Raw genomic sequence first — 18211 nt, 5'->3', positions numbered from 1 at the left:
ATTCGACTTAGGTGATTGCACCCCCGTCCTGATTATTGTCAACCGGACGCACGGGACGCGGCACATAGTTGCGCAGGTAGGTACAACTTTGCTGGAGCGATAATTCGCGTGCTTCCGCGGATCCTTCGTAAGCGCGATCCTCGACCTCGACACATACGGGGCCTTGATAGCCGACATCGCTGAGCACGGAAAAGAATTGCCCCCAATTGACGTCTCCCATGCCAGGCAATTTGGGTGAGTGATAGTCCGCGGGGCAGCCTAGGATCCCGACTTGATCTAAGCGGTGGCGATCCACGCGAACGTCCTTGGCGTGAACATGCACGAGCCGATCTGCAAATTCACGCATCGGAGCCAAGTAATCCATCTGTTGCCATATCAGATGGGACGGGTCATAGTTCAAACCGAAATAGGGACTCGGAATCGCGTCGAACATTCTCCTCCAGGTCACTGGATTGATCGCCAAGTTTTTGCCTCCCGGCCATTCGTCGGATGAAAACAACATCGGGCAATTCTCGATGCCAATTTTCACCTCTTGCTGTTCTGCAGCGGCGACGAGTGGCTTCCAGGTTTCCAGGAAACGGGGCCAATTGTCGTCGATCGATTTTGTCCAGTCGCGTCCTGCGAAGCTTGTGACTCGTCCCACGCCCAGCAACGCTGCGGCTTGGATCAAATGCTGTAGGTGGCTAACCGCTTGTTCCGCTTCGGCTTTGTCGGGCGCCAACGGGTTTGGGTAATACCCCAGCGAGCTGATTTCAATTTTGTATCGCTCAGCGAGTTGCCGCACCGCGTCCGCATCGCCTTCGTCAAAGTCGGTCACATCGACATGGGTCACCCCGGCGTAACGGCGACTCGCTTTGCCCACGGGCCAACACATCATTTCAACACAGTCGTATCCGCAGCGAGAGGCTGTCGCGAAGACCTCTTCGAGATTCTGGTCTGGAAGAATGGCGCTGACAAATCCAAGCTTCATCATTGGTCGGGTCCATGGGTTAACCTTGCGGGACGTCGGTGAGGACGGACGATCGTCTCGTCCAAGCGAATCGCTCGGTGTCTCTCGACGAACCGGGGCGGCAAGGGAGGGAAAGGGGGAAGGGCAACGCCGACGTGGACGATGGCGTCCGAGGGATCTCGTCCAAGCAACGCCGTCGCCCGACAACGTAAACGGTGATTTGAATGTATCCGAAAATCGTGTGTTGCGCTACGGGGGCCGGCAAGTGGAGGCCAGCAAGTGAGTCTCACGCAAGCAACCATCCGTCATCTTTGGGGTGGCTACAATAGGATCGGATTGGGGTGGAAATCGCAGGCGACACCGTTTGCCCCCGACTCAATCGTGATAAACTCCATTCCTCGGTTCTCGCGGGCGAGGCGGGAAACGGTAGGCCGGTCCGCAGCGAAGCGGAGTACCGTCTCGATCGGGATTCAATCCGTCCCGCACTAATTCATTGGGCCACACTCTGTCGAATTACGCCATGCCGTCCTCGCCTTCACTGCAATCCAGTCGCGATCGGCCCAAGCCGAGCTTGCCGAGTTTTGGGATGATTGCGGGAATTTGTGCGATGTTGTTGGTCGGCATGCTTTTCGGAGCGTCGTTGTGGGTTTTGGCCGCCATCGCCACCGCAATCTTGGTGGGCGCGAATTGGTTTCTTGCGAACACCTGGACCGATTCTACGATCGCGGTCCGCCGCAGCGGTAACGTCGAACACAAAATCGGCTCGCAGTTCGAGGTCGAAGTGACGATCACGAATCGGAGCCGGTTGCCGGTTTTGTGGGTGTTGGTCGAAGATTTGTTACCTCGCAACGCAATCCAGCCAGGAACGGTTTCGACCGCCGCTTTGGCGATCGATGGTGACCGTCTCGATGTGATGATGTTGTGGGGCGGAGAATCCAAGTCGCTGCATTACGAAGTGACGTGTCGTCGACGCGGCTATTTTCAAATCGGTCCCACGGTTTTAGAGACGGGGGATTTGATGGGGATGTATCGCCGCTATCGCTTGGGGGCCGAACCGCAATACGTCACCGTGCTGCCCAACGTGGTGCCGTTATCTCGCTACGATATTGGGTCGAGACGCCCGATTGGTGAGATCCGTATGCGGGAAAATGTCATGGACGATCCCACGCGACTGCGTGGCATCCGACGTTGGCAAACCGGCGATCCATTGCGCAGTGTCCACTGGGCAGCGACCGCTCGAACAGGGACGCTGCACAGCAAAATCTACGAACCATCGTCGATTGCCGGAGCGACATTGGTTTTGGATTTGCATGTTGCGACCAATCCGTCCGAGCACGAACCGGTGCGAAGCGATTTAGCGATCTCTGCAGCCGCGTCCATCGCGCACGCGTTACACGATGCGGGCGAACCGTTCGGTTTGGTGAGCAATGGACGCGACGCAGCCGATCGGATTCGCACCGAGGGTTGGGTGGGGGATGACCGCGTCCGAGACGTCGTGAAGGATGCGGCATCGATGCAAAGTGAGAGCGACCGGTTAATGCCGGTGACACAAATGGCAACCCGCGGTCCGGTGGCGCTTCGCGAAATGATTCGCACCTTGGCTCGTCTAGAGCGAACCGATGGATTGACGCTGGCTGAATTATTGGTTGAAGCGGAAGCAAAAATCTCGTCCGAGACGACGGTCTTGGTGATTCTACAGCGTTGCTCTCCCGAATCGTTGGCAGCGTTGATCGGGTTATCTCGACGCGGTCGAGCGGTGGCGGTGATCGTCAACACGATGGATATCAATGACTACTCGGCTGCGGCAGGCCCGTTGATCGCCAACCGAATTCCGACTTTTCATTTGGCCTCGGCCGAGGCGGTCTCGGATGTATGCCGTGAAGTGATGACGCGCTAGCATGTGATGCAAGTCGCATTGACCCCGGTGGGCAACGCAGCGAAGTGGTGGATTACCCACATCGTTGCCTTAGCCGCGGTAGCGACGCCAGCAAATAATGCCTACTGCTGTCGCTGCTATTAGGCCCTAATCTGGCAGTCTTCAGGTCTCGATCAGCTCGCCAACTTGGTGGTCTGGTTCACGGAGGACTCCAGAAAAAGCTCGGGTGTGAGCGAATGTACGTCAATCGTTTCGTTGCGGTCCGCCATGGTCCAAAGCGGGGTATTTCCATAGAACGACGCCCACATGCTGAAGGTACTCGGAGGACCAATGATCAGGTCCGTTTCGGCTAGCGCGTACATGTCTTGCGCGAGGTGGCCTGGTCCAAACTGAATGTCAAGCCCCGCAAAATCATCGTGGTTAAGGTTCGCATTGGAGCACACGAGGAATGTCACTCGCCGCGGCGAAAATTGGGCCTGAATTTGGCGCATCTTCGCGGCGTAGTCACTGACCTCGTAAAAGTAACGGCCGTTCATGTACGTCGCGTAATCGCCATGACGGATATGGATGCCCACGACGATATCGGAGCGTTGGCGGGCCTCGTCGATACACTGCTGCACCGGTTCGCTATGTTCGGGAGCAAGACGGAAATGTCGACGGATTTCCGCCGCATGTTTCTCGAAGAGTGAGTCGCAGCGAAATTCCCAACCCATCACCAGCACCGGCCGTTTGCTGGTGGCCAATTCACGAAAGGCGTCGCTTTGCAGGTCGTAGGATTCGTTGTCTGGAAGGCGAATGACGTGCGCGGGATAGTTTCGCAGAGGCAGTCGGTGCAGCGTTTTCCCGACCAAGTAGATACCCTTGGCTAGGAGTTTGCGCTGCCATCGTGAAGGAACCGGCCTGCGTTCGAGTTCCATTTCTGGCGGAGAAACCTCCGGATAGCGACACCAGAGATCGGCTCGCGTGGACGGAAATAGATCGGCATACTCGTGAAAGCAAGGATTCGCAACAGAGACCCCGTACTCCGCTGCGGCTCCGATCATATGCGCGTAGAGCCACAAGCGGTTACCGAGTTGACCGTATCGTCGGGCAATCACAATCATGGACTCACTCCTAAAGAACGACTAAAAACCTAGGACGTGAGGATGTTAGGGGAGTGGCCGATGGAGTGACAAGATCGTTTTATGCTGGTCGAGCGTCGTAAATCCGCCTCCGATGACGCAGCGGCGCGAACTCTCGCAGCGAACCTAAGCAAAAATTCGCTGTTTGATGTGCCGCCACACAAACAGCATTCCCCCCATCAGGGCGAGCATTCCGAACGAGAGCCAAAAGATGAAACTGCCAAGGAAGTAAAGGTTCGGTAGGAACCATTGGTTCATCACTCGGTCCCATCCGATCACCGTCAATGCGGCCCCGGCACAGAGGTAGGGGCCGAACGGGATTCGCGGTTCGCGGGTGACCATGAACTGGATGATGACAATCACGATCGCGGCAAAGGGGGCAAGAAAGAATGCAGCGACGGCCGCTTGCCAGCCCAGGAAAGCCCCGATCATCGCCATCAGCGTGACATCTCCGAACCCCATCGCCTCGACTCCCATCGCGTTGGATGCGACGATGCGAATCGCCCAAACGACACCGCCTCCCACGGCCAAACCGATTAATGAGGAGAGCAGTCCATGCCAATGGATCCCGCCCAGCTGAAAAACAATCGAGATGGCGATCAGCCCCGCGATCCAAATGCCCAGCAACCACTTCCATGTCGCATGGCGGACAAGTCCCGCGCAGAAGAATTCAATCGCTTTGGCGTATCCTTTTCGCAAAATTAAACGACGATCTGCCAGCGCGAAGCACCAACCGCTCCAAATCGCTAACCCGCACAATAGCCCCGTGCTGGTCCACCACTTTTCGAAATCAGAAGCCCCAGGGCCTCGCGGTTCGGGGAACCAAGGAACGCCAAACGTGGCTTGATGCAAACTCGTTGGCGCGTCGCCAATGGGCAACGAAATGGGCATGAAACCCCAATAGGAAATCGCGCCCAACAACAACGCAAACAATGTCCCCGGGACGGTGATGATGTCGGGGATGGTTTGCTCGTCAAAGTCAATGAAGGTCGCCGCAACCATCAGCATCAATAACACGGCGTGCCCCAAAAAGATGCGATGTCCCCAGGTGATTAGCCAAGGCAACTGAAGCACCTCGGGGACCTGAAGCGATTCCGCTAACATTCCCCCGTTTTGAGTCTCGAACAGATACAGGGCGGGAATGGCGATGGCTAAGCCGAGCTCGATCAATAGCGGGCGAATCCAAAAGCCGCGGCCGTGCAATTTCACTTCGCGGCGAAGCGAAAACCACCCCAGCAGCGGTACATAATCGAGTTTGCGGCGAGCAGGCGCGTCCGCCGAAGGGGGAGCCCAGGGCGAGATCGGTCGCGGCAGCCAGCACCAGGTGTAGATCACATAGTTCGCAACCGCTCCGCCAAGCAACCCAATGATCGCCAGAGTTGCCAGTCGAAGCGGAAGAGAAATTGCAAGCCAAAATTCAAACACGTTGCCGACCCAAAAACATCGAAGGAAGCCAGAAGGACGGTAGCATAACGGATTGCGAGAGTCGCTTGGAACGCCGGTGCCCAACGTTCGTTAATCCATGCCGGATGCGACTTCCCGCTCGATGCTACTTTTGGTGCCGATATGGGTTGAAGAGCAGGTAGTTGAGATGGCGGTACAGATCACTGCTTGTGAGCAGATCGGCATGTTTGCCTTCGCCCGCGATCCGCGGTCCGTTGAGTAGCACCACTCGATCGGCCGAACGCAGTGTTTGTAAGCGCCGCGGCAGCACCACTACGAGCGATCCAGCCTCGGCGAGCTGCTTGAGTCCTGCTAGACCTGGGTCATCGGGCAGGTGCTCCGCGGGCGGCGGGGGCTCCATCGCAATCACGACGGCGGGTTTATGCAAGATCGCACGTGCCACCCCGATCGCAAAGGTCACTCCGGACGGCAGCTGCGAATCACCGGCCGTGACATAAGTGTTGAGTCCCTCGGGCAGTCGTTGGATTTGCTCATACACGTTCAGTTTTTCTAGCACCTCGACGAGATCACCACTGTTAATCCCATCGTCACCACCGCGAAGGTTCTCTGCGATCGTGCCATCCCACAGTGGCCCCGACGGTTCGACCCACATGACGTTGCGTGCCAGGGCTTGCGGATGAACGTCTAGCAGCGGAATGCCATCGATGGAAACATGTCCTTCGCTTGGATGTCCAAACCCCATGATCAATTCGGTCAACGCGCGTGTGGACACCGATTCGGTCCCCAACAGTGCAACAAAACTGCGTGGGCGAAGCTGCAGACTCAAGTTCCGCAAAATCGCTCTACCGGTGGAGTCTTTTAGGGTGACGTCATCGATGCGGACCGAGTCGCGAAGCCCCGCTAGCCCGACACGTTGTTCGCTCGGTGCGACATCGTCGCGGCGTTGCAGGTACAGGTAGATGGCGTCGCTCGACGGCTCGCTTTGACGCAATTGAATCGACAGTTTGGCAAGTCGGTCGGCGCTGACGATCGCGCCGCCAAGTGCGAGTCCGAGCACGAACGCCGAGGAAACGCTTAAGCCGCTTTCACCGATCAACAGGTTTGCACCGAGACCTAATAACAGCACGCCCACCGCGACCGAGGTCGCCAAGAACAACAACGGCCAAAGTCGTCCATCGCGAGACTCTTCGGCGGTGATTCGTCGGTACAACGAATCGAGTTCCGTTTCGAAGGATCGGTCCGCCAAGCCTTGCGTTTGCAATCGAGCGAGCAGCGGCGCTTGGCCGACAATTTCCGCCATCCGTCGACGCGAACGGGGGACTTCCCAGTTGGAGATTTCGTCTCCCTGGCGGTAACGAAGCCGGTGATAAAGCTGCCAAAGCAAAACACCGCTGACGACGGCGAGCATCGCCAACCAAATGTTGACAAGCAAGGCAACCGCGACACACCCGACCAACATCAGCACGTTTTGTGGGATCGCTCGATACCACATCGAGAGCCCTTTTTGGATCGAGGGCAAATGCGTGCCGATCAATTGCTCGGCGCGAACATATTGAGCCGCGGCTCCCTCGATTTCCGCACGCCGCAAACTTTGTTGCAACACTTTGCGGTGCAACGACTTCGTGATGCTGCGAGCACGCGCATCCGCTTCGCGTCGGTGCCGCCAAACCGCCAAGGAAAATAAGCTGGCGATCGCAAACGTGACGCCTACCAATTGGGCCAATTGGACCAGCGGACGCTGGCGGATGAAATCTTCAGGAAGAGGCAGATTCAGGTGCGTGCCGAGCTGAACCGTATCGCCGTCAAAGCCCCTGGAATCCAACAGCACCGTGATCAAGCCAACCAGCACCACGATGACGGGGACGAGCAATCCGGCGAGGGATGCCCACAAATAGGTCGTCCACGCCCCACTCGCTTCAGGTTCACTTCGCGGTGCCGCAAGTCTACTCATCGGTGCAACCTCGTTGGCTCAGGTAGGGATCTGCTTGGCGGCATGCATTTCACTGCCGCCACTAAGCCAAGGTCAGATAGAACATCAGTCTTCCGCACCAATGCTAAGCCAAGTCGCGATCCTCAAAAAGTAACATCGCAAGCATCCAAATTGCGATCGAGAAACATACAAGATAATTGAATGCGCCGGCCAAGTAGATCAGCGGTATCTGATTTCCTGTATCAACGGCCGCTTGAACGTTGAAAATGTTGAGGTTCGGGATCACCACCGCGATCAATTTACCCACAAAGCCTACTAATTCATTGTTGTCACGTGCTGACGCCACCAGCGGTGAGGTCAAGTTTCCGATCACGTAGATCATGAAACAGCTGATGAAATTGGCCAGCAACGGCAGGCGAGTCGCCAAAGCCACCGCAATTGCACCGATCGCCATCGTTTCCATCAAGTACAAGCCAAGCACCGGAAGCGTCGTCATGATTTCATCATGCCCGGTCTGCCAAATCGGATCACCACTGGCCGTTTCGCGAGCGTCGTAGATCGGTTTGTAGCTGATCACAACCGTCAAAACCGCCGACAGAATCACAAACAACACCAACACCGACAACATGATCCCGGCATATTTACCAAGGATAAAGGATCGCCGGCTGACCGGTTTGCTAAGCACTGTCAATGCGGTCCGTCCTTCAATTTCTTCGCTGACCGATGTACCCGCACTCCACACCGCTTGCACCATCCCCAGCACCATGATCAACGTCACGCCGCTGTCTTTGAGCAATCGAATGTCGTCGCCGAGCGTGTTGAAGGGGTAAATCCCGAACAACAGCACGCCGAACAAACCGATCGCCAAGAGCAGCAGGTAAAGCGGTTGGGCCATTTCGTTTTTCGCGGTCGACAATGCCAACGCCCAAACGCGAGGAGCGGCTTGACGAAACGCTACGAGCCCGGTGAGCGTCAAAAACAATGTGAACGCAATCACCAAGATCGAACTCGCCTGGGGGACCAATGGCTGATTCTTGAACGTGAAGACGACCTTGGCATCATCGATCTCGCGATTTTGAATGTGCAATCGCGTTGGGTCCGACGGGATCGGCGGGAGGTCACGGTTCTCGTAATTGTAGACTAGTTTTTCACCTTCATTGACCCGTTGAGGGGGGCGGCCAAAACTAGCGGAATCGGCCGAGTCGCCGAGCAATACGGTGCGGTCGCTTTCAATCGTCAGCCCCGTCACGTTGCGAAGTTGGTAGTCGATGTTGGCTGGCAAAAACGGAGCCTCGCCCGCAGGCAATTCCGGCGACGCTTTCACCACCACGGTAATCTGCTCCGTTCCGTCACCGACCAAGTTGACGGCGGCAATCGAATTGAGGATCGACCGGGGGTCTTCCACAAACGGGGTTCCGGCGAGTCCGACGAGAGCGAACAGGCCTAGGGTGCAAAGCAGGTAAGGAATGACCCCTTCATTGATCATCGATCCCCACTCACTCCGCGTGCGATGCCACATCCCGTAGATGACCCCGAAGCCAAGCACCAAGCCAATGCAGATTAGCGGCAGAAACAACGTGTTGGCGTACTCGCCAGCGGTTGGAACATAGGTTGCGCAAAGCCCTGCGCCGATCAAGCCACCGACGATGAGGGATGCCGTAATGCCGCGACTTGGCTTGTCCGCGAGATGCCCCAGAGGAGTCACGAGCGACAGTAGGGATAGCACTCCGTAGAGAGCCACTGCGGCGATCACGCCGATCAATAAGCCAATCGAAAGGACCCACAGCGGCGTGATCCAGGCTGGAACCCACTTGGCCAAGCCGACGACCAGTGCCGGATGGGTGAGCATTGAATGGACGTCAAGCGACACCATCCCATTGAGCGAGCTGAAACTTGAGGCTGACGTAATGCCAGGCAAAGCGAACTCGGAAACCGCGAAATCAGGACAGGAGATCATGTCGAGCCGACCGTGGAATGAAAAACGACCAGAAAAGTAGCACAAAGAAATGTCAGTGGCCCGGAACAAACACGCAGCGTACCGTCTACGGCGACGCTGGGGCCAAGATTCGGGGTACTACGCGTGCTAAGCCGAAAAGGTTTGCTGATCGAGGTGCTTTGCGAGCAACTTCCGCAACTCTTCTGGAATGGGGGTCTTGGTCAACCTCCCTCCACCGGCAAGCTGGCAGCAAACCGCGGTCAATTTGCCCTCGGCGATCAGCGTCACCGGAAGCGAAGGGGGGCCGTGGTTATCCGCGCCCTGGGGTGAGGCCGGGCGCGTGAAGCGAAAGCCATACTGAACGCTGCTGTTGCCCAGTTGTAGTACTGAAACGGAGATCTCCAGCAGGTCTTCAAAACGCGCCGCGGCCCGGTAATCGCAGTGCGCCGAGACTCGTGGCCAAGTCACGTGCGGCAACGAGGGCGAAGGCGAATTGGCCACCGCGTCGCTCGCCTTGAGGTCCTTTTCCTGGCCTCGCGACGCAATTTCAGCAGGATGAAACGCCGATTCCGGCCGATCTTCACCCGACCGGCTAGGCATCACGGAAATTCCTAGCGAGCGAAGCATTTCGTGCTCGGCCGACTCCATCAAGGGAAAGAAAGCCGAAAAGTGTACGATGCCTGCCGCATCCGTATCGCGAAACTCGACTCGACGTTGGGTGGTATACACGGATCGGAGCTCCATTCACTCGGGGGGATGGGGGGCATCGATCGGCTGTCCTGCCGTACTGAACCGCCTAAGAGGACGCCGAAAAAGACATTGGGAACCCCCGTGCAGAGAAGAGGGGGGGAAGCGGGCGATGTGTACAGGTGTTTGCCGCAGGACCGTTGTCTCGCTGCGGGGGGCATCGGTCCTGGTTCAAGGACAAGCTCGCTGGCAATGAAGAGCCTGAATCGCCCTTTTTGCATTTCGCGGCAAGGGCCAGCGGCTGCCGCCTTGGTTCATTTTTCCATAAAGGGGAAGGCGATTTCGCGTTCCGCCCTCAATTGGATTGAGCTAGCCGCCCGCTATGGGTTAATCCCATGATAAGACCAGGCCCCCCGTATTGGAGGCTAGTCCAGCGGGGGCGGTCCAGAAGATTCAATCCAGCGGGGTGGCCGCGTTCGCTGCGATTACTCGCCTACGAATGGCAGCAAGGCCATGAAGCGGGCGCGTTTGATTGCTGCGGTAACCGCGTGTTGGCTCGCTGCGGTACAACCGCTCTTGCGACGTCCAGCGATACGGCCTTGACGATTGACCATTTTCTTCAGCAGTTCGATGTCTTTGTAATCGACGTACATCGGCCGAGGGCGTTGGCCATCGACGAAGATAGGATCTTTCTTTTTGGTCCGGGTGCGGACGCGTGAACGCTTGCGGGCACGGCTGCGCGTGCTCATTGGACGTGGAGGCATTCGAGTTTGCTCTATGAATCTTGGTAAGGGCGAATGGGCTAGATGGCTACGTGGGTCCCAGGTTTGGGATCGACTCGCAACCGTCAAGGCCGACGGCTCTAAACAGGTCCGTCGACTCGCCTTAGAGGAAGCAGGGAAGTATGCAGTGAAGAAAAGAGATCTGCAAGGGGAATTGAGCATTTTTCCCCTTTCGCTGCTGGCAAACCTTTGCCATATTTTCCCATCGATCCCAGGCGTCATCCTACGCTGGTGGGTATTGTTCAAAAACGCCGCGTTCTCACATTTCTCAAGTCTTACTCAATACAACTAGACATGGTCCGTAAAATCATGTCCTTGAGAAAATTAAGCGTCGCGCGCAATGTTTAGGTAAAGATAAATGAAGCTGGAGAATCTCAGAAACATCGGTATCAGCGCCCATATCGACTCGGGTAAGACGACCCTCAGCGAGCGAATTCTGTTTTACACCGGGCGAATTCATAAGATCGAAGAAGTTCGCGGCGGTGGTGATGGCGCGACGATGGATCATATGGAACTGGAAAAAGAGCGTGGGATCACGATCACCAGTGCTGCGACCAGCGTCTCGTGGAAAGACCACCCGATCAACTTGATTGATACTCCGGGTCACGTTGACTTTACCGTCGAGGTCGAGCGATCGCTTCGTGTTCTTGATGGTGCGGTTTTGGTGCTGTGTAGCGTCGGTGGCGTGCAAAGCCAATCGATCACCGTTGACCGTCAGATGAAGCGTTATCAAATTCCTCGCTTGGCGTTCATCAACAAGATGGACCGAACCGGGGCGAACCCATTCCGCGTCTTGAAGCAACTTCGCGAAAAGTTGGGCGCCGAAGCATTCCTCATGCAGTACCCCATTGGTGCGGAAGAAAACTTCAAAGGCGCCGTCGACTTGATCGAAATGGTGGCCTACCTGCACGAAGGCAATGAAGGCGAAAAAATTGTCACCGCTCCGATTCCGGACGACATCAAAGACGAGTGCGAAGATGCACGCGTCCAGATGCTCGAAGCGTTGTCGATGTACAGCGACAAAATGATGGAATTGCTTCTCAGCGAAGAAGAAGTCTCCAAAGAATTGATCTACAAGGTCGCTCGCGACGCGGTTCTTGGTGGAGCCACGCCTGTATTCATGGGCACCGCTTACAAAAACAAAGGCGTTCAACCTTTGCTTGATGCGGTGATCCGTTACTTGCCAAGCCCGCTGGACCGCGAAATCCGTGGTCGTGACCCGAAAGACGAAACCAACAAGATCGAGTTGCTTCCCGATGCCTCGCGTCCGTTCGTTGGCATGGCTTTCAAGATCGCAGACGATCCGTTTGGCCAGCTGACCTTCATGCGTGTCTACCAAGGTACGATCAAAAAGGGCGAAACCTACGTTAACCAACGTACGACCAAGTCCGAGCGTTTCAGCCGTATCGTGCGAATGCACAGTAACAAACGCGAAGAAATCGAAGAGGCGACCGCCGGTGACATTATCGCCGTGATGGGAATCGATTCGGCCAGTGGTGATACGTACGCCGAATCGCGAGATTTTTGTACGCTCGAATCGATGTTCATTGCTGACCCCGTGATCAAGATCGCTGTCGCTCCGGCAACTCGAAGCGACGGAGACAAGCTGGCCAAGGCACTGCAACGTTTCCGCAAAGAAGACCCGACGTTCCGAGTCGCGACTGACGAAGAAACGAACGAAATCCTGATCAGCGGGATGGGCGAACTTCACCTTGATGTTTACATCGAGCGAATTCGTCGTGAATACGGCGTCGAGATCGTCGTCGGTGCTCCGAAGGTTAGCTACCGCGAAAGCCCGACCAAGGTGGTCGAGTTCGACTACAAGCACAAGAAGCAAAGTGGTGGTAGCGGTCAGTTCGCTCACATCAAGGGCAAACTCAGCCCGATCGAATCGGACAGCGAAGACAGCTTCGAGTTCGAAGACCACGTCGTCGGTGGCCGTATTCCGAAGCAGTACATTCCTGCGATCGAAAAAGGGTTCCGCGACATCCTCGGCAAAGGCCCTGTGGCTGAATTCCCTGTGGTGGGAACACGAATCGACCTCGATGACGGTAGCTTCCACGAAGTTGACTCCTCGGAAAAGGCGTTCTATACCGCTGCACAAGGATGTTTCCGTGAGTACTTCAAGAAAGCGGATCCGAAGTTGCTCGAGCCGATCATGAACGTCGAAATCGAAGTCCCCGAGGACTTCCAAGGGACCGTTGTGGGTGACGTTATTCGCCGCCGCGGCATCATGACCAGCAACGATATCGTCGAAGGCAACAGCATCATCAAGGCGGAGGTGCCATTGGCCGAAACGTTCGGTTATGCAACCGACCTGCGAAGTATGACGCAAGGTCAAGGAACGTTCACGATGGAATTGGCGACCTATCGCCAAACGCCAACCAATATCCAGAACGACATCATCGAAGCGAAGCGTAAAGCAGACTTGGCTAGCTCCAAGTAAGCAATCGCAGTTGCGATGAATCGATCGACCAGAGCGGCGACATGGAAATCATGTCGCCGCTTTTTTTTTGAGTGCCTCTTATCCTGATCCCGTGCACTCACGAGCTCGCTGCCACTGTCGGGGCGTCGGTCGGTCGTTTGCATGTACGGACATTGAAAACTAAATTCGCGAGCTTCCAGCGGTGGAGCTCCGCGCCAGTAAAGCATGCCCTCCAGTCGTGTTTGCCCTCGTTTTGCCGACGCAGATCAAACCTGACCGATGAACCCACCAAGGTGATCCGCACGCGAAAGCGGTGGGATTTGTACATGCATCGGTTGTTCATCGCGGCAGTTTGTGCCGGTGCGTTTCTCGTATGGCAAACGGGCAACTCCGTTTTGCTGCTTCTCCACTGCGCGTCCTGCCACCTCAGTGGTCTCTGATCCCGCTGAAATAACGATCGCCCCCACCTCGATTCATATCGCGACCGCGATGCTGCTTGATTGACGACGCCCCGTTGTCCGGGAAAAGACATCGATCAGCGTTCCCTTGAAGCAGGACGTGATTAATCCCATGCCTGGCTTGAATGAGCGATCAACTTGCTTGGTTTGGCGATCCAATTTTTTAACCTCCCATTTTCTAACCTAGCTTTCCTTTTCGCTAGGTTGCACCAACCCGCTCATGTTCTCGATCCGGACTGATGTGCCCGTGGCGAGACGCCGTTCGTAGTCCGCAGCCCCCACACGAGTAGCCGGACGAGAAGGTTGAAAAATGATGGGTTCGAAAATGCGAGAACCGACGTCAGAGAGGCAATTGTTGGCCAGCCAATTTGGCATCTCCGTGCTCACCGACTTCCGTACGATCACTGTCCTCCTCCGGGCTTCCCTGTCCCAGGGACTGTCCCCGGTGGCCATCGTCCCCGGTGGCCATCTCTCGTAACATAAAGTCACTCGCATCGTTCATGGCGGTGACGTAAAAAGCTCCCGTTAGGCGACCTAGTCGATCGGTGACTCAGGCGGATTACTTTCATGCACGACTGGTTTCGCTATCTCGCTATCTCGTTATCTCGTTCGGCGTGCTCTTCTTCGTTGTGCACCTTGCGTGGATGCTCTATTCATTGCCCTACGCTCGTGACCGCGACACTCGGCTGGAGCTCATCGGCAAGATCGTCCCCGGATTCGCAAGACTCTGCATCGCCGGCTCTGTGTTGATTCCCTCGCCGGTGCATTCAATCGCACTCGTCGTTGTGGCGTTTCCGATCTTGGTTGTCGGTCGTGCCTGCTACGAATTGCTCGTGTTCCGTGGCAACGCTCGTTAGCAACGCGCCGGTCGCATAACATGGTTTTTACGCTGAGTCGCTTCGCGATCACCTTCCGTGTTTCGCACCGCAGGCTTTTGTTGGTAAACTTTCTCTTGTATCAGAGTCACTCGCTTCGTTTACGGCGGTGACGTCAAAACCTGCTGTTAGGCGACCTCGATTTCTGATGCGCGGTACATCTGACCTACCGACCTTGCTCGCAACTCTGGCGCCTGTCGTGTCACCCCAAGTGTACGTATTCCTGTCGCGACCACTCGCTATTTACGGTGATGGGGCCGAGCTCGATCCGATTGCCACGTTCTCTGAAAAAGAGGGGCTGACATTGATTGTGCCCAAAGAACGCGCTGATACGGCGGGGGAGATTTATGACGGTGAATACGCCTTGATTTCTCTAAGTGTGCATTCCGACCTGCAAGCGGTTGGCTTAACGGCCGCAATTGCCGCCGCGTTATCGGAGCGTGGTATCAGTGCGAACATCGTGGCCGCCTTCTACCATGACCACCTCTTCGTTCCCTTGTCACGCGTCGACGATGCCGTTACGGCACTCTCGCAATTGGCGGCCGACAATCAACCATAGGTGCCGGTCACCCAATATGATTTATGCGCTAGTCGCTGCGTGATCACCTTCCCTGTTTCGCGGACGCGGGCTTTTGATGGTAAGGCAATTGTTGGTAAACTGTTTGGCGATTCAGAGTCAACCGCTTCGTTCACGGTGGTGACGTAACAACCTTTCGATGCACGAACGAAATCGCCCTAATGCTGTCGTTCTTTATACTCTTTGCCATCGTTCTCGTAGCCGCAGGTGCATCGCTTGTAGCATCAAGGGATACACGCCGTGATCTGGAAACGGGGCATCCCACCTTTGATTCCGTGGCTGATGCGACTGGTATCTGGAGTCGTTCACGACTCGACGATTTGGTTGGACAACGCGACGAAGATGACCGCTACACCGTGAGTGCTGAGATGGTGTACAGCATCCCGATGACATGGTGGAAACATTGGTTTGACAGCGACATCGCGGATATTGGCTGTATCGTTCTTACGCTCATCGGTGCGACCCAGATACGTTTGCATCCGCCCATTGCGTGGAGCTTGGTAGCGGTTCCCGCTGCATACATTGTCATCGGCTACGTTGGTGGCGTCCTTGTTGTCGTGCGGAATCGCTCGTAGCACGGCGGGGCGTGCTAGATGTTTTTTTCGCAAGGTCGTTTCGCGATCACCTTCCATGTTTCGCTGACGCGGGCTTTTGTTGGCGCGGGCTTTTGTTGGCGCAGGCATTGGTTGGTAAACGGTTTGGCAATTCAGAGTCCACCGCTTCGTTCTCGACGGTGACGTAAAAAACTTCCGTCAACCGTGCACAAAATCACGATGCGTCGTTTGATCGTTGAGTATCAAAGACTCGGCCACTTCATTTAGCAAGACGGTCAACCGCATGCATTGGCCAACGACGAATCGTTTGAAGTCACTCACGTCGCGAGACATTTCATAAGCGAAAAGTTTTGCGAATCGCCACGCAATTCGCAAGCGAGTTTGGACGCGAGTGAACAGGTTATTGCGCTGAATGCCTATGGCAATAGCACCACCGACTTCGTGGATGCTCAACGACTGTCTCACGGACGCGGACCATTTCGTTCGGTTACCGGGGGTGCATCATTGCCCCGAATCTTATGGTGATTGGTGACAACAGGTTCCTAAGGATTCCAAGTAAAAAACGCCCCTGTGCCGCTGCGCGACTGGCGTCTTGGGGCCAGATGTTGTCGGCCGTAGAAGAGGCCGAGTAGGAGGCATTCATAAATGCATTTCAGGCGAAATTTGTCATCTGTGAGGTGCCGCACAGCCCTTTCTCGCAGGTCCACCCAGAATGCCTTATCAGCCTGATGCGAATGGTCGTATCAGCAGCATTTTGGTTCTTCCTTAAGACGAGACTCTCACGATGAAATTTGTGTCCAAGCGAACGCTGGGTTTTCTATTTGTATCGGCCGTGTCGGTTTGCCTGTTGGGTTCAGACGCCTTCGCACAAAGCGGGTCGCGCGGTAACTATTCAGCACCGTCAATGTCGACAGGTTCTGCTCCGGCTCACTCAGTTCCTCCGTACGCTGGTCCCAAGAGTTCCAGCACTTCGCCCCCGATGGTTGCCGGGGCTGGTTGTGCATCAGGGAACTGCGGCGGATCCGTTGTAGCGTCGAGTGCTCCAGTCACGTACCCAAGTTATCACTCTTACTCGACTCCCACGCCGCAAGTCTGCGCGTCGAGATATTCAGTAGGCGTTTCCGCCAGTTGCAACGCTCGTCCGCATGCCGGACATCGCAGGCTGCGTCTGCGACGACGCTAAACCTGAAATGCACGGAGGCCAATGGCACTGTGTCAGTTTGATGAACCAGAGCCTTGCGATGGTTTAGGTGCCTCGTCGGTCGTTCCCGAACCACTCGGTACAGCATCCGTGTCAACCGCGGGTGCGGACGAAGGCGGTGGAACGTCCGACGAGCATCCCGCTATCGGTAACCAGCAGAACGTGACAACAAGTGCTTTTGCGAATTTGGATTTCATGTCTATCTCCACTAAGTATTGAATCGTTTTGGGGACACCCCATTTGTGATGGTGCCCCATTTTGGTGATTAGAACCTACCAGACACTGCGTGGGTTCGTCAGTGAAGCAGCTCACATATTGAAACGGTTGCGTCATTCTTTTCGCAACTATTTTTGAACTCGACGGATGGGAAGAATTTGTGATGAATTTGGTTTTGAAGAATCGGCTCTATTGGGCCGGGGCGTTTGTCGTGTCGTCCCTCGCATTCGCAATCTGGTCCATAAATCATTCTCTCCGGGATGCGGCTGCACCGCCAAATCAAAACAGCGTTCCGTTGACTCAAATTCAAGGCCCCCTTGGACCTGCGTTCGACTTGAGAGGTTTGACCGTCCCAGCAGCGGAGATTCAATCAGGCGGACCGCCAAAGGATGGCATACCGGCACTCACCAATCCCGCAATGGTCACCGGTGGGAACGCCACGTACTTGCGTCCGAGCGACCGGGTGATTGGCGTTTTTGCTGACTCCCAGGCACGCGCCTATCCGCTCCGAATTCTCAACTATCACGAAATCGTCAACGATCGCATTGGTCAGCTACCGATTGCGGTGACGTATTGCCCGCTGTGCGATTCGGCCGCAGTTTTCGACCGACGGACGCCGCTTGGCGAGCGAGAGTTTGGTGTCTCCGGTTTGCTCTACAACAGCAATGTGTTGATGTATGATCGCGGCGGCCAATCCGAAAGTCTGTGGTCACAGGTGAAGACCCAAGGGATTTCCGGCCCCGCAGCGGACAAGTCGCTGCGCGCGGTACCGCTTGAGTTAACGACATGGAAGGACTGGCTCACGCGATATCCGAACACGCAAGTTCTATCGGAGCAAACCGGCCATCGACGTGACTACGGGCGAAGTCCGTATGCCGGATATTTCACCAATCCACAACTGATGTTCCCAGTCCAGCCCGTTAGCAACGCATTGCCAACGAAAACGCCTGTGCTGGGGGTTTGGACGGATGATGGCACGGCTCGAGCCTATCCGCTATCGGCGTTTGGCAACGCCGATAGCACGCTACAAGACACGGTTGGAGGCAAAAACGTGACGATCGCCTTCCACCGCGAAGCGAATCGTTTGCGAGTCGTCGAGGCGGACGAAGGGCTTCATTGGATGTACTCATTGTGGTTCGCCTGGTATGCCTTCCATCCGGATACCTCTATTAGCAGCTCACCCTAGGATGCACACTCAATCCCGAAAGGGATCGGCGACG

At 55.9% G+C, this 18211-nt stretch carries 14 protein-coding genes; 7 read left to right on the top strand and 7 right to left on the bottom strand.

Annotated features, from left to right (window positions below; translation table 11 throughout):
• Positions 1-7: 7 nt before the first annotated feature.
• The gene (locus tag Pla52o_RS10460; RefSeq protein ID WP_231612239.1) at positions 8-973 is read right to left on the bottom strand and encodes a sugar phosphate isomerase/epimerase family protein; all 966 of its coding nucleotides are present in this window, start codon (positions 971-973) and stop codon (positions 8-10) included.
• A 496-nt stretch (positions 974-1469) separates the two neighbouring features.
• Here Pla52o_RS10460 and Pla52o_RS10455 point away from each other — a divergent pair, with 496 nt between their 5' ends.
• Positions 1470-2846, top strand: coding sequence for a DUF58 domain-containing protein (locus Pla52o_RS10455; RefSeq protein ID WP_197169149.1), 1377 nt, complete (start codon positions 1470-1472; stop codon positions 2844-2846).
• A gap of 152 nt (positions 2847-2998) precedes the next feature.
• On the opposite strand, the gene Pla52o_RS10450 is transcribed toward Pla52o_RS10455, so the two are convergent.
• From Pla52o_RS10450 to rpsR, 6 genes are all read right to left on the bottom strand, one after another.
• Positions 2999-3928, bottom strand: a complete 930-nt coding sequence (locus tag Pla52o_RS10450) for an alpha-1,2-fucosyltransferase (RefSeq protein WP_146594529.1) — start codon at positions 3926-3928, stop codon at positions 2999-3001.
• A 144-nt stretch (positions 3929-4072) separates the two neighbouring features.
• Positions 4073-5371 (bottom strand): prepilin peptidase, encoded by a 1299-nt coding sequence (locus Pla52o_RS10445; RefSeq protein WP_146594528.1) that lies wholly within the window; start codon positions 5369-5371, stop codon positions 4073-4075.
• A 124-nt stretch (positions 5372-5495) separates the two neighbouring features.
• Positions 5496-7301 (bottom strand): ATP-binding cassette domain-containing protein, encoded by a 1806-nt coding sequence (locus tag Pla52o_RS10440; protein ID WP_146594527.1) that lies wholly within the window; start codon positions 7299-7301, stop codon positions 5496-5498.
• A gap of 103 nt (positions 7302-7404) precedes the next feature.
• Positions 7405-9129, bottom strand: coding sequence for an ABC transporter permease (locus tag Pla52o_RS10435; protein ID WP_146594526.1), 1725 nt, complete (start codon positions 9127-9129; stop codon positions 7405-7407).
• Positions 9130-9363: 234 nt separating this feature from the next.
• A complete protein-coding gene (locus Pla52o_RS10430; protein ID WP_231612238.1) occupies positions 9364-9945 on the bottom strand; it encodes an acyl-CoA thioesterase in 582 nt (193 codons plus the stop codon).
• 443 nt (positions 9946-10388) lie between these two features.
• On the bottom strand, positions 10389-10667 hold the full coding sequence (rpsR, locus tag Pla52o_RS28010; RefSeq protein ID WP_231612237.1) for a 30S ribosomal protein S18: 279 nt from the start codon (positions 10665-10667) through the stop codon (positions 10389-10391).
• A 13-nt stretch (positions 10668-10680) separates the two neighbouring features.
• On the opposite strand from rpsR, the gene Pla52o_RS10420 reads away from it, so the two are divergent.
• The 6 genes from Pla52o_RS10420 to Pla52o_RS10390 all read left to right on the top strand — a co-directional run bounded on the left by Pla52o_RS10420 (position 10681) and on the right by Pla52o_RS10390 (position 18177).
• Positions 10681-10977 carry a hypothetical protein gene (locus Pla52o_RS10420; protein WP_146594524.1) on the top strand — a complete coding sequence of 99 codons (297 nt, stop codon included), beginning with the start codon at positions 10681-10683 and terminating at the stop codon, positions 10975-10977.
• 66 nt (positions 10978-11043) lie between these two features.
• A complete protein-coding gene (gene fusA, locus Pla52o_RS10415) occupies positions 11044-13131 on the top strand; it encodes an elongation factor G (RefSeq protein WP_146594523.1) in 2088 nt (695 codons plus the stop codon).
• A gap of 982 nt (positions 13132-14113) precedes the next feature.
• Positions 14114-14425: a hypothetical protein gene (locus tag Pla52o_RS10410; protein WP_146594522.1), complete on the top strand. Its 312-nt coding sequence runs from the start codon at positions 14114-14116 to the stop codon at positions 14423-14425.
• Positions 14426-14591: 166 nt separating this feature from the next.
• Positions 14592-15002: an ACT domain-containing protein gene (locus tag Pla52o_RS10405; protein WP_146594521.1), complete on the top strand. Its 411-nt coding sequence runs from the start codon at positions 14592-14594 to the stop codon at positions 15000-15002.
• Positions 15003-15295: 293 nt separating this feature from the next.
• Positions 15296-15595: a hypothetical protein gene (locus Pla52o_RS10400; protein WP_231612236.1), complete on the top strand. Its 300-nt coding sequence runs from the start codon at positions 15296-15298 to the stop codon at positions 15593-15595.
• 1559 nt (positions 15596-17154) lie between these two features.
• Positions 17155-18177 (top strand): DUF3179 domain-containing protein, encoded by a 1023-nt coding sequence (locus tag Pla52o_RS10390; protein ID WP_146594518.1) that lies wholly within the window; start codon positions 17155-17157, stop codon positions 18175-18177.
• Positions 18178-18211 lie beyond the last annotated feature (34 nt).

It is taken from the genome of Novipirellula galeiformis (assembly GCF_007860095.1).
GTDB classification, from domain to species: Bacteria; Planctomycetota; Planctomycetia; order Pirellulales; family Pirellulaceae; genus Novipirellula; species Novipirellula galeiformis.
The sequence above is the reverse complement of the archived record's forward strand: the minus strand, read 5'-3'. Positions and strand labels throughout refer to the sequence as shown.